A 12569-nucleotide genomic window follows, 5' to 3' on the forward strand; every position below is an offset into this window, starting at 1 on the left:
ACCGATAGCTGATGCCAGTTTACAGCATGACCGGTTATGCCAGCGCCACGGCACAAGCCGTGCACTCCGGCGAAACCCCTAGCCCGGCGTCCGCGCCGTCCGTCACGGTGGAGGCGCGCTCGGTGAACGGACGCTTCCTGGACCTGAGTTTCCGCATGCCGGACGAGCTGCGCGCGCTGGAGCCGGCGCTGCGCGAGCTGGTGGCGGGCAACGTCAAGCGCGGCAAGATCGAGTTGCGCATCAGCGCGCAGCGCGATGCCGACAGTTCGTGGCCGAACCCGCAGCCAGAGCAGCTGAACCGGCTCGCGCGGCTGGAATCGCAGGTGCAGACGTGGCTGCCGAAGGCGCAGGGATTGAGCGTCCAGGAGGCGCTGAACTGGTGCAAGACCGGCGCGACGGGCAGCAGCGCGAACGACGAGACGGTGCTCGAGGCGGCGCGCCAGTGCATCAAGGGATTCCTGGAAGCGCGCGAGCGCGAAGGCGGCAAATTGGTGACGATGCTCAAGCAGCGCGTCGCCACTTTGCGGGACCTCGCCACACAGGCCGAGCCGCTGATCCCGGCGGCGGTGCAGCGGCAGCGGGAGCGTTTCCTGGAGCGCTGGCAGGAGGCGCTGAGCGCCACCGGCGCGGCGCAGACGATCTCCGAGCAGACGCTGCAGGAGCGCGCGATCAACGAGGCGGCGGCCTATGCGCTGCGCATCGACGTGGCCGAGGAACTGACGCGGCTGCGCGCGCACCTGGACGAGGTCGAGCGGCTGCTGAAGAAGGGCGGCGAGATCGGCAAGCGGCTGGACTTCCTGATGCAGGAGCTGCACCGCGAGGCCAACACGCTGGGCTCCAAGGCGGTGGCGATCGAGCTGACCAACATCTCGGTGGAGATGAAGGTGGCGATCGAGCAGCTGCGGGAGCAGGTGCAGAACATCGAGTAGGCCCCTCCCGGGGTCCAAGCCGCGTCGAGAGGCGCGATGGGGATCCCTTCATCGCGCCATCGCCGAGCCCGCGTACCGCCGCAGATGCTCGGCCGTGTGGCCGGAGCCGGTGGCCACCATGTCCGCCACGGTGCCCTCGAACATCACGCGCCCGCCCCGCCGGCCCGCTTCCGGCCCCATGTCGATCAGCCAGTCCGCCCGGGCGATCACGTCGAGCTGGTGCTCGATCACGACGACCGTCGCGCCGCGTTCAATGAGCCGGTCGAACAAGCGGAGCAGGCGGTCGATGTCGGAGAGGTGCAGGCCCGAGGTGGGCTCGTCGAACACATGGATGCGGCCCGACCGGCCCAGCTCCGTGGCCAGCTTCAAGCGTTGACGCTCCCCGCCGGAAAGGCTGGACAAGGGCTGTCCGAGCGACAGGTAGGCGAGCCCCACCTCTTCGAGCCGCGCCAGCGCGGGCGCTATCTCCGGTTCACCGAAGAAGGCCTTCGCTTCGGCGACGCGCATCGCCAGGACCTCTCCGATGTTCCTGCCGCGCAGCCGGTACCGAAGGACGTCGTCGGTGAACCGCCGCCCTCGGCATCGCTCGCAGGTGCTGACGATCGGTTCCATGAACGCGAGGTCCGTCTCCGTGGTGCCCAGCCCCTTGCACACGGGGCATGCGCCTCCCGAGTTGGCGCTGAACAGCGAGGCGCTCGCGGCATTGGCCTGCGCGAACAGACTGCGGATGGGGTCGAGGATGCCGGTGTAGGTGGCGATGTTGGAGCGGCGCGAGCCGCCGATCGCCCCCTGGTCGATGCACACGGCCTCGGGATAGGCGCGCACGAAGACGCCGTTGATCAGGCTGCTCTTGCCCGAACCGGCCACGCCGGTCACGACCGTCATCACGCCGCTTGGAATCGACACGCTCACGTCCTTCAGGTTGTGCAGGGTCGCATGCGCGATCGGCAACCAGCCCGAAGGGCGGCGCGGCGCGGCGTTGATGCGCGCGGGCCGGGACAGGCAGCGCCCGGTCGGCGTGTCGGCCTGCCGCAGGGCCGCGACGCTGCCCTCGAAGACCACGCGGCCGCCTGCGTCGCCGGCTCCCGGGCCGATGTCGATGACGTGATCCGCCGCGACGATGATGTCCGGATCGTGCTCCACCACCAGCACGGTGTTGCCCTTGTCGCGAAGATGGCGCAGCAGCCCGGCCAGGCGCGCGACGTCGCGGGGATGCAGGCCGGCGCTGGGCTCGTCGAAGATGTAGCTCATGTCGCTGAGGCTGCTGCCCAGGTGGCGGACCATCTTCACGCGCTGGGATTCGCCGCCTGACAGGCTCGTCGTCTCGCGGCCGAGATTCAGATAGCCCAGGCCGATGTCCACGAGGTGCCGCACCCGGTCAGCCAGCGCCGGCACCATCGTGGCGGCCAGCGGCGCATCGACCTGGCCGATGACGCCCAGCAGTTCGTCCACCTCGAGCGCGCACCAGTCGGCGATGTTCCTGCCGTCGATGCGGCAGCTCAGCACCTTCTCGTTGAGGCGCGCCCCGTGGCACTGCGGGCAGGGTCCGGCCGTCACCAGCCGCTCCCACTCGGCGCGGTCCAGCCCCTTGATCTCGTCGATGTTGCGGCTCAGAAAGTTGCGCCGTATCCGCGGCAGCACCCCCTCGTACCTGCTGGTGGGCGGCCAGCCCGGCCCGGGATTCGTGATGGGCACGTCCTGCGCGTGCAGCAGCGTGTCCCATTCCTCTTCGGTGTAGTCCTTCAGCGGCTTGTCGTTGTCGAAAAGGCCGCTCTGCACGTAGCGCTTCCAGCGGTAGCCGCCGATCGCGAACGCGCTGAAGCGGATGGCCCCCTGGTTGAGCGAGCGCTGCCGGTCGAACAGCCGGTCGACGTCGATGGTGTCGACCTTTCCCAGTCCCTCGCACCGCGGGCACATGCCATCGGGATGATTGAACGAGAAGATGTTGGAGTAGCCGACGAAGGGCTGCCCCACGCGCGAGAACAGCAGGCGGACCAGCGCGAGGATGTCGGTGGCCGTGCCGACCGTGGAGCGCGCATTGCCGCCCAGGCGGCGTTGATCGACGACGATGGCCGCGCACAGGTTCTCCAGCGCGTCGGCATCGGGCTGCGCATGATGCGGCAGGCGATGCCTCACGAAGGTGGAGAAGGTGTCGTTCAGCTGCCGCTGCGACTCGGCGGCGATGGTGTCGAAGACGAGGGACGACTTGCCTGAGCCCGACACCCCGGTGAACACGGTGATGCGCTTTTTCGGGATGTCGACATGGACGTCGCGCAGGTTGTTCTCCCGGGCACCGGCGATGCGGATGACATCGGTGGGGCGCGGCGAGGCGGCCGGCACGGAAGGGACGGGAGCATGGTTCGCCTGCATGGTCGTGGGCGGCAATCAATGTGCCTGTGCCCACTTCCGCGAGATCGCCTGATCCTCCCGGCGACGGGGTCAGCCCTGCCCGCTGCCGCCGTGCCGGGGCGCGAGCGGCTCGGCGGCGGTCAGCAGGCCGGGGCTGATCCGCTCCGCGAGGAAGTCGATGAACGCTCGTACCCGGCGGGACATGTGCCGCTTGACCGGGAACACCGCATGCAGCTCCTCGACGTCGCCCGGGTTGAATTCCGCCAGCAGCTCGACGACCTGCCCGCCGCCGAGGAACCGGTCCACATGAAAGCGGCCAAGCCGCGCGATGCCCATCCCGTGCAGCACCAGGTCCAGCATGGTTTCGCCGTTGTTGGTGAAGACGCTGGCCTTGACCGGAAGTTCGGTGACCTGCCCGTCGATCTGGAACGGCCACTGTGACACCGAGCGCTTGAAGTTGAATCCGACGCAGGCGTGATGGACGAGGTCGCCGGGGCGGCGCGGCGTGCCATGCGCCTTCAGGTAGTCCGGGCTCGCGACCACCGCGTAGCGGCTTCTTCCAAGCACCCGCGCCTTGAAGTTCGCGTCCGCGAGTTTCCCGACTCTCACCGCCACATCCACGCGCTCTCGCGTGAGGTCGACCACCTGGTCGGTCAGCGACAGGTCGACCTGCACCTTCGGATACCGCTCCCGGAACTCCCGCAACAAGGGCACGAGCTGATGCGTGCCGAACGGGATGGAGGTGTTGATGCGCAAGAGGCCGGACGGCTCGAGCGACCCCGTTCCGACGGACTGCTCGGCCTCCTCGAGGTCCTCGAGTATCCGGCGCGAGGACTCGTAGAAGTCCTCGCCCTCGGTCGTGAGGGTCAGTTCCCGCGTCGATCTCAGGAACAGCACCGCGCCCAGTCGTTCTTCCAGGCGAGTCACCAGTTTGCTCACCGCCGAAGGCGACATGTCCAGCGTCTTTGCCGCCGCCGAAAAGCTGCCGTCCTCCACGACCCGCACAAAGACCGCCATCTCACCGCTTCGGTTATCCATTCCTGTCGTCCACCGCGATGCCGACCTTTGAACGGCATTCCAAATTGATGTTCCCTGGCGGGCCTGTTTGCCGCCGGATCGTCCTGACACAGTTCATCCAGGCGCCGCCATCGAGGACGGCGCGAATGACTCCAGCAACCGAGCAATAGTATGGACCTCCAACTGAAGAAGAAGACTGCCCTGGTGACCGGCGCGACGGCGGGCATCGGACTGGCCATCGCCAGGACGCTTGCCCAGGAGGGCGTCGAGGTGACGATCACGGGCCGCGGACCGGGCAAGCTGGCCGAAGCCGCGGCCGCGATCCAGGACGCGGCGCCGGCGGCCGTCGTCCACACCGTGGTGACCGACCTCGCGACGCCCGGAGGCGTCAAGACGCTGACCGCCTCCACGCCCGCGGTGGACATCCTGGTCAACAACCTCGGCTTCTACGAAGCCAAGCCGTTCGCCGAGATCACGGACGAGGACTGGACCCGCATGTTGGAACTCAACGTGATGTCGGGTGTCCGTCTCTCCCGCCACTACTTCCCCGCGATGCTGCAGCGGAACTGGGGCCGCGTGATCTTCATCTCCAGCGAGGTGGGCGCCTTCACCCCGCCCGACATGGTCCATTACGGGGTCAGCAAGTCGGCCCAACTGGCCGTCGCCCGGGGCATGGCGGAACTGACGCAGGGCACGCAGGTCACCGTCAACAGCGTCCTGCCGGCGGCGACCCGCTCCGAAGGCATCGTGGAGTACCTGCGCAGCACCGCGCCGCGAGCGGGCATGTCCGACGCGGAGATCGAGGCGCACTTCTTCAAGACGCACCGGCCCAGCTCGCTGATCGCTCGCATGATCGACGCCGACGAGATCGCCGCCATGGTGGCGCTGCTGGCCAGCCCGCTCGGCGCCGCGTCCAACGGCGCGGCGGTTCGCGTCGAAGGTGGCAGCTACCGCTCGATCCTGTAAAGCAATGACCCCTCACCTCTTCAAGCGCGCATCGGCGCTCGGGCTCATCGCCGTCGCCACCTTGGCCACGGCCGTCCACGCACAACCCGCCGGCCCGCGGCTCGAGCTGTGGCGCAGCTACGCCGGGGTGACCTGGGCCGCCCCGCGGCCTCACAACGACGTCGATGCCGATTCAGCGAGCGCGCCCATCGCCGGCGTCCACATGGACAGCAGATCGCGCGTGTTCGTGAGCACGCCGCGACTGCTGTCGGCGAAGGCGCCATCGACGCTGAGCCTCCTGGACACGCGCTATCCGGACGGTCCGGCGCGGCTGCGCGCCTTCCCTTCGGTGGACGGCAACGCCGTCGCCGCGGCGCCCGCGGCGCATCTCCGCAACGTGCTGGGCTTCCACGTGGACCACCGCAACGGCTGGCTGTGGGCGCTCGACATGGGCTTCGTGGCGGGCGAGCAGGAAGCGCCCGCGGGCGGCCAGAAGCTCGTCGTCTACGACCTCAGGAGCGGCCGCGTGGTGAAGCGCATCGCGCTGGACGCGGTGGCCGACCGGGCGGGCAGCTTCCTCAACGACGTCGCCGTCGACGAGGTGCGCAAGATCGCCTACATCTCGGACAGCGGCTTGCGCAGCGCGCCAAGGAACCAGGCCGGCATCATCGTGGCGGAGTTCGCGTCCGGCCGCGTCCGGCGCGTGCTGCATCAACACCGGTCGGTGATGCCGGCCGACGGCGTCAGCGTGGTGTCGCACGGCGAGGAGGTCTGGCCCGGCAACCCGCTGCGGCTGGGCATCAACGGCATCGCCCTGTCCCCGGATCGCCAGGCGCTGTACTGGGCGGTGACCACGGGGACCACGGTCTTCCGCATTCCGACGCAGGCGCTGCTGTCGCCGGCGCTCAGCGATGACGCGCGAGCCGCGGCGGTGGTCGCGGTGGGAGACATCGGCGGCAACTCCGATGGCATCGTGTTCGGGCGGGACGGCCACCTGTACATCACCGACGTCACCCGCAACGGCATCGTCCAGCTGAATGTCCGGACCGGTGAAGCGGCGCTCGTGGCCAGCAGCGACGACATCTTCTGGCCCGACACCGCCACGCTGGCGCCCGGCGGCGACATCGTCTTCAGCGCCAGCCGGCTGAACGGCCACTTCGCGGGGACCGTCAAGGCCGGATCCGAGCGCTATCAGCTGTGGCGCCTGCGTTCCCCGGGTCCGAAAAGATAAATCTCGCGATCGGCGGATCCGTGTTTCAATGGCCGGCACTGACATTCGCGCCCCTCGGTCGTCCGACCTTCGCGTCTGCGAGCACGCTTGGTCGCGCTGACGACCAACTCGCTCCCCCGCGGAGCCTGACCGAAGGAGGCGACATGTTCGTCAAGGCAAACCTGGCCAATCTCCGCGGCGTCAATCTCGCGTCATTCGACGTGATCTACGTCTGCCCTCACCGCTCGGAACTCGGAACGCTGATCTTCCGAAGGCGCCACACCCCGCCGCAGCGGGCGCTGTTCATCGAGCTTCCCCTCCATCCCCCGCGCGGTACGGTCGAGGGCATCCGGGACGAGCTCGATCCCCGGCAACTCCAAGACGGCTGGCTCCCCTGAACGGGCTCGTCCGGGCCGCGCCGCCGGCGCTCACCCGCCGGGTCGCTTCGAGCGCACAAGGAAATCACATGACCACAGAACTCGCACGCGCCGCTCACGATCCGGGGGCTCGCGATGCGGCCCCCGTGGCCGATTTCGATGTCGATGCCGCGCTCCTCGCCCGGGCCGATACGCGGCGCGAGCGCCCGGAGTGCCCGGAGCGCTTCGTCTCCGGCACCCATGCGCGAGGACAGGCCACCATCGGCTACAAGCTGTACACCCCGCCAGGCGACGTTCGCGCCGCCCGGCCGCTGCTTGTCATGCTGCATGGCGACGAACACGGGCTCGAGGACTTCGCCCTGAGCACCCAGATGAACGCCGCGGCCCGGCGGCTGGGCTGGATGGTGCTGTACCCCGAGAAGCCCGCACGCCACGGCGAGCAGGCCGGCTGGAGCTGGTACATGTACAGCCACCAGCAGCGCGGCCGCGGCGAGCCCGCCTTGCTCGCCAGCCTGACCCGCAGCGTCATCGCGCAGCATCAGATCGACGCGCGGCGCGTGCACGTCGCGGGCCTGTCGGCGGGCGGCGCGATGGCCGCGGTGCTGGGCCAGACCTATCCCGACCTGTTCGCCTCCGTGGGCATCCATTCGGGACTGCCCTACGGCGCCGTCGACGACGCCAGCGGCGCGCCCTCGCTCAAGCGCTACGGACGCACGGATCAAGAGGCACGCGCCGAGCGCCCGCTCAGGGACGCCACCCCGCCCACCATCGTCTTTCACGGCACCAGGGACATGACCGTCCACCCCAGCAACGGCGTGCGCATCTATGAGAACGCCGTCGCGGGGCTGGCCGGCGAGCATCGCTTCGAGAACGGCCGCGAGGGAGGCCGCGCCTACACGCGCCGCACGCACGTGGCCCCCGACGGCCGGACCAACGCCGAGCTGTGGTTGATCGAAGGCGCGGGTCACGCCTGGTCGGGCGGCGATCCGCAAGGCGCGCAGGCCGACTGGCAGGGCCCCGCGGCGTCCGAGCAGATGCTGTGCTTCTTCATGCATCACCCCGCGTCGCACTGAGCCGCCGGTCCCTATCCCCTTTGCCCTCGCGCCGCGACGGGCGCTCCCTGGCATGAGCCGATGACTGTATTTGCATACAGTATGATCGAGCGATTGTCTTTGGGACTTCGCTGCCATGTACACGGTCGCGGTTCGCGAGTTGTGCGAGTTCACCGCCAAGCAGGGCGATCTGGATCTGCGTTTCACGCCGGCGCCCACCGCTGAGGAAGGCGTGGCGGGCCACGCCCTGGTGCAGGCTCGCCGCGGTGAGCAGTACCGCAAGGAAGTGGCGCTGCAGGGCCAGCATGGTCCGCTGCTGGTACGCGGCAGGGCCGACGGCATCGATCCGTCGCGCCGACGCGTCGAGGAGATCAAGACCTTTCGCGGCTCGCTGGACCGGCAGCGGCCGACGCACCGGCATCTGCACTGGGCACAGGTCAAGATCTACGGCTGGCTGACCTGTCAGGCCGAGGGCTGGGACGAGGCCGAGGTGGCGCTGGTCTACCTGGATCTCGGCAGCCAGGAAGAGACGGTTCTCGTCGAGCGCTGCGGCGCCGGCGAACTCCGCGCGCATTTCGAGGACCACTGCGACCGCTTCCTGGCCTGGGCCGCGGCGGAGATGGCGCGGCGAGAGCGGCTGCATGCGGCGCTTCAGGCGCTGCGCTTTCCCTTCGGAGACTTCCGCACCGGCCAACGCCCGCTCGCGGAGGCGGTCTACCGCGCGGCGGCTCACGGCCGGTGTCTGCTCGCGCAGGCGCCCACGGGCATCGGCAAGACGATGGGCACGCTGTTCCCGCTGCTCAAGGCGGCTGCGTCGCAAAGGCTGGACCGCATCTTCTTCCTCACCGCGAAGACGTCCGGCCGCCAGGCGGCCCTGCAGACACTGGCGCGCCTGTCCCAACCCGATCAGGACGGCACGGCCGCCCCGCTTCGCGTGCTGGAACTGGTCGCGCGCGACAAGAGCTGCGAGCATCCCGACAAGGCCTGCCACGGTGACTCCTGCCCGCTTGCCAAGGGCTTCTACGATCGTCTGGCGGCCGCGCGCGCCACGGCGCTGCGCTCGCAGGCGGCGGGCGCCATCGCGCTGACCCAGGACGCGGTCCGCGACGCCGCGCTCGCCCACGGCGTGTGCCCGTACTACCTGAGCCAGGAACTGGCGCGGTGGGCGGATGTCGTGGTCGGCGACTACAACTACTACTTCGACCACGGCGGGCTCCTGCATGGCCTGACCTTGGCGAACCAATGGCGCGTCGGCCTGCTGGTGGACGAGGCCCACAACCTGATCGAGCGCGGCCGCAAGATGTTCAGCGCTTCGCTCTCACCGGAGCTGCTCCGGCTGGCGCGGCGCTCGCCGGCGGCCGGCGCGCCGCAGGTGCGCAAGGCCCTCGGCCAGGTGGCGAAGCAATGGCGCGCGCTCGACCAGGCGCAGGCCGAGCCGTATGCCACGTACGAGCGCGTTCCCGAGGCGCTGCTGGCGGCATTGGAGCGCTGCCATGCGGCGATCGGCGAGCACCTGGCCGAGCAGGCGGACGCCGCGGATCCGGCCTTGCTCGACTTCCACTTCGAAGCCCTCGCGATGAGCCGCGCGGCGGAGAGCTTTGGCGCGCATTCGCTGTTCGATGTCCAGCGGCCGCCAGGGGCTCAGCCAAAGCCGGGCACGTCGACGCTGTGCCTGCGCAACATCGTGCCGGCGCCGTTCCTCAAGCCGCGGATCCAGGCGGCGCAGTCTTGCACCCTGTTCTCCGCGACGCTGCTGCCGCGGACCTTTCATGCGGACCTGCTGGGCCTGCCTCAAGACCACCTGTGAGTCGATGTCGCGTCCCCGTTCCAGGCTGAACAGCTGCAGGTCCACCTGGCCACGCACATCTCGACGCGCTACCAGCGCAGGGCCGACTCGCTGCGTCCGATCGCGGACCTGATCGCCGGGCAGTACCACCGGGCGCCGGGGAACTACCTCGCCTTCCAGAGCAGCCACGACTATCTGCAGCAGGTCGCGGACCTGCTGGCGCAGCGGCATCCCGAAGTGCCGCAGTGGCGCCAGTCGCGGCGGATGAGCGAGACCGAGCAGCGCCAGTTCCTGGATCGATTCACCGAGGACGGCCGCGGTGTCGGCTTCGCGGTGCTGGGGGGCGCCTTCTCGGAGGGCGTGGACCTTCCGGGGCGCCGGCTCATCGGCGCGTTCGTGGCGACGCTGGGGATGCCGCAGATCAATGCGGTCAACGAGGCGATCCGCGCGCGGATGGAGACGCTTTTCGGCGCGGGATACGACTACACCTACCTCTACCCCGGATTGCAGAAGGTCGTCCAGGCCGCGGGGCGAGTGATTCGAACGACGGAAGACCGCGGGGTGGTCCACCTGATCGACGACCGCTTCGGCCATGCCGATGTGCGGCGGCTGCTTCCGCCCTGGTGGCCGCGCGAGCCCGGCGTGCGCGCGTCGGCGCGATCCCGGACGCCACCCGTCGGCAGCACGTCCGACACCATCACCGAACGCCGTCCCGCTGCCGCTCTGCTTCCCGCCAGCCCTTGGGCGAGCGCCCCGTGAGCCGCCGGAAGAATCGCGTGAAGTAGGCCGGGTCCGAGAAGCCCAGTCCATCCGAGATCTGCCGCACCTGCAGCGTCGTGTAGCCCAGCTCGCGTTTGGCCTCCAGCAGCAGGCGCTGGTGCAGCAGGTCCAGCGGCGAGCAATGCAGGTGCCGCCGGCACAGCCGGTTCAACTGGGTCGGCGTGATGCCCAGCGGCTCGGCCAGCACCGCGAGCGTCGGATGCTGCCGGAAGTGCCGCTCGACCTGCTCGCGAAAGCGGGCCAGATGCACCATGGCGCGCCCCTCGACCGCGCCCGCGGCGGCGGACTCCTCCACCAGCCGCGGCAGCCGCGCGACCAGGGCAGCCAGCATCAGCACGGCGCCATCCAGCGCCTGGCCGCGCCAGCGATGCAGCGCCGCGTACTCCGCCCGCAGCGCGTCGGTGACCGAGCGCAGCGCGCGCAGCGGCGGCGATCCCCGTCCCAGCGCGACCGCCCTGGCATGGCCCAGCTCCTCCCACAGGCCGCCGGCGTTTCCCAGCAACTCGCGCAGCCGCGCCTGGTCCAGCGTCACGACCTGCCCCTGCGTCTCCGGCGCGAAGCCGAATCCATGCACCGCGAAGGTCGGCACCCAGACGGCGGCCGGCCCGCGCAGCGTCAGCTCGCGGCCGTCGATCCCGACCCGGGCGCTCCCGCGCTCGATCAGCAGCAGCTGCAGCAGCGCCGCGTGCCGGTGCGGCCTGATTTCCCAATTGTGCAAGCGGCTGCGATCCGCGATCGATTCCAGGTGCAGACCGTCCAGCGCCGCATCCCGTCCTAGCTCGCCATAGAGCTCATACAGGGGCAGTTTCGAGGCAGCGGTGGGGCGCGACATGGTTCGGATTGTGCAATCACTGGTTCACTGCGTGCATTCCTTCGCCGTCCTCGCCGGCCTAGTCTCGCGGCCAGACCAACAGACCAACAAGCAGACGAACGGAGCGGGACATGAAGACATTGCGCACCCAGGTGCTCATCATCGGGGCCGGGCCGGCAGGGCTGCTGCTGGGGCAGCTGCTGCACAAGGCCGGCGTGGACAACCTCATCCTGGAGCGCCAGACCGGCGAGTACGTGCTGGGCCGCATCCGCGCCGGCGTGCTGGAGCAGACGACGGCGGACCTGCTGGATGAAGCCGGCGTCGGCGCCCGCATGCATGCCCAGGGCCTGGTGCACCACGGCTTCGAGCTGATGGTCCATGGCCAGCGCCACCACGTCGACCTGCACCGGCTGACCGGCGGCAAGTCGGTCGTGGTCTACGGCCAGACCGAGATCACGCGCGACCTGATGGAGGCCCGCGCCGCGGCCGGCCTGCCGACCTTCCATGGCGCGATGGACGTGCGGCTCTCCGGCTTCGACACCGGCCATCCGCTGGCCCGCTGCACGGTGGACGGCGAGGCCGTCGAGGTGCGCTGCGACTTCATCGCCGGCTGCGACGGCTACCACGGCGTCAGCCGCGCCAGCGTGCCGCCCGAGGCGATCCAGACCCATGAGAAGGTCTATCCCTTCGGCTGGCTGGGCCTGCTCAGCGACACGCCGCCGGTCTCGCACGAGCTGATCTACGGCCGGCACGAGCGCGGCTTCTCGCTGTGCAGCATGCGTTCCAGCACGCGCAGCCGCTACTACCTGCAGGTGCCGCCGACCGAGCAGGCGCACGCCTGGAGCGACGAACGCTTCTGGGACGAGTTGCGCCGGCGCCTGGATCCCGCCACCGCCGAGGCCCTCGTCACCGGCCCGTCGCTCGAGAAGAGCATCGCGCCGCTGCGCAGCTTCGTCGCCGAGCCAATGCGCTTCGGCCGCCTGTTCCTGGCCGGCGACGCCGCCCACATCGTGCCGCCGACCGGCGCCAAGGGGCTGAACCTGGCCGCCTCCGACGTGCGCTACCTGTCGCAGGCGCTGATCGAGCACTACCGCGAGCGCAGCGAGGCCGGCATCGAGCATTACTCGGCACGCTGCCTGTCCCGCGTCTGGAAGGCCGAGCGCTTCTCGTGGTGGTTCACCGGCCTGATGCATCCGCTGCCGGACGAGCCCGCGATCGATGCCCGGCTGCGCCGCGCCGAGCTGGACTACCTCGTCGGCTCCGAGGCCGCGATGACGGCCATGGCCGAGAACTATGTCGGCCTGCCCTGGTGA

9 protein-coding genes and 1 pseudogene are annotated in these 12569 nt (G+C 69.7%); 7 read left to right on the forward strand and 3 right to left on the reverse strand.

Features of this window, described 5'->3' with window-relative positions; translation table 11 throughout:
* Window positions 1–11 precede the first annotated feature (11 nt).
* Window positions 12–929, forward strand: a complete 918-nt coding sequence (locus tag ACEN96_RS19895) for a YicC/YloC family endoribonuclease (protein ID WP_495584799.1) — start codon at window positions 12–14, stop codon at window positions 927–929.
* Between the two features lie 48 nt (window positions 930–977).
* On the opposite strand, the gene ACEN96_RS19900 is transcribed toward ACEN96_RS19895, so the two are convergent.
* Together ACEN96_RS19900 and ACEN96_RS19905 are read right to left on the reverse strand one after the other, a co-directional pair.
* Complete coding sequence (locus tag ACEN96_RS19900; protein ID WP_495584800.1) at window positions 978–3314, reverse strand: ATP-binding cassette domain-containing protein; 2337 nt, start codon at window positions 3312–3314, stop codon at window positions 978–980.
* Between the two features lie 54 nt (window positions 3315–3368).
* Window positions 3369–4316: a LysR family transcriptional regulator gene (locus tag ACEN96_RS19905; protein WP_495584801.1), complete on the reverse strand. Its 948-nt coding sequence runs from the start codon at window positions 4314–4316 to the stop codon at window positions 3369–3371.
* A gap of 150 nt (window positions 4317–4466) precedes the next feature.
* Here ACEN96_RS19905 and ACEN96_RS19910 point away from each other — a divergent pair, with 150 nt between their 5' ends.
* The 5 genes and pseudogenes from ACEN96_RS19910 to ACEN96_RS19930 all read left to right on the forward strand — a co-directional run bounded on the left by ACEN96_RS19910 (window position 4467) and on the right by ACEN96_RS19930 (window position 10424).
* Entirely contained in the window at window positions 4467–5261 is a 795-nt protein-coding gene (locus tag ACEN96_RS19910) for an SDR family NAD(P)-dependent oxidoreductase (RefSeq protein WP_495584802.1), read from the forward strand.
* Between the two features lie 4 nt (window positions 5262–5265).
* Entirely contained in the window at window positions 5266–6471 is a 1206-nt protein-coding gene (locus tag ACEN96_RS19915; protein ID WP_495584803.1) for an L-dopachrome tautomerase-related protein, read from the forward strand.
* A 143-nt stretch (window positions 6472–6614) separates the two neighbouring features.
* Window positions 6615–6848: a hypothetical protein gene (locus ACEN96_RS19920; RefSeq protein ID WP_495584804.1), complete on the forward strand. Its 234-nt coding sequence runs from the start codon at window positions 6615–6617 to the stop codon at window positions 6846–6848.
* 68 nt (window positions 6849–6916) lie between these two features.
* A complete protein-coding gene (locus ACEN96_RS19925) occupies window positions 6917–7900 on the forward strand; it encodes an extracellular catalytic domain type 1 short-chain-length polyhydroxyalkanoate depolymerase (protein ID WP_495584805.1) in 984 nt (327 codons plus the stop codon).
* A gap of 115 nt (window positions 7901–8015) precedes the next feature.
* Window positions 8016–10424, forward strand: a pseudogene (locus ACEN96_RS19930) (ATP-dependent DNA helicase).
* Here the strand turns inward: ACEN96_RS19930 and ACEN96_RS19935 are convergent.
* Complete coding sequence (locus ACEN96_RS19935) at window positions 10363–11277, reverse strand: helix-turn-helix domain-containing protein (protein ID WP_495584806.1); 915 nt, start codon at window positions 11275–11277, stop codon at window positions 10363–10365. The pseudogene ACEN96_RS19930 and the gene ACEN96_RS19935 overlap by 62 nt on opposite strands.
* Window positions 11278–11396: 119 nt before the next feature.
* On the opposite strand from ACEN96_RS19935, the gene pobA reads away from it, so the two are divergent.
* Window positions 11397–12569, forward strand: coding sequence for a 4-hydroxybenzoate 3-monooxygenase (gene pobA, locus ACEN96_RS19940; RefSeq protein ID WP_495588647.1), 1173 nt, complete (start codon window positions 11397–11399; stop codon window positions 12567–12569).

The organism is Roseateles sp. Mitsp63 (genome assembly GCF_059491535.1).

Coding starts and splice junctions, on each gene's coding strand:
- ACEN96_RS19935 (WP_495584806.1), bottom strand. CDS start 11,277: ATGTCGCGCCCCACCGCTGCCTCGAAACTGCCCCTGTATGAGCTCTAT.
- ACEN96_RS19925 (WP_495584805.1), top strand. CDS start 6,917: ATGACCACAGAACTCGCACGCGCCGCTCACGATCCGGGGGCTCGCGAT.
- ACEN96_RS19920 (WP_495584804.1), top strand. CDS start 6,615: ATGTTCGTCAAGGCAAACCTGGCCAATCTCCGCGGCGTCAATCTCGCG.
- ACEN96_RS19910 (WP_495584802.1), top strand. CDS start 4,467: ATGGACCTCCAACTGAAGAAGAAGACTGCCCTGGTGACCGGCGCGACG.
- ACEN96_RS19915 (WP_495584803.1), top strand. CDS start 5,266: ATGACCCCTCACCTCTTCAAGCGCGCATCGGCGCTCGGGCTCATCGCC.
- ACEN96_RS19895 (WP_495584799.1), top strand. CDS start 12: ATGCCAGTTTACAGCATGACCGGTTATGCCAGCGCCACGGCACAAGCC.
- ACEN96_RS19905 (WP_495584801.1), bottom strand. CDS start 4,316: ATGGATAACCGAAGCGGTGAGATGGCGGTCTTTGTGCGGGTCGTGGAG.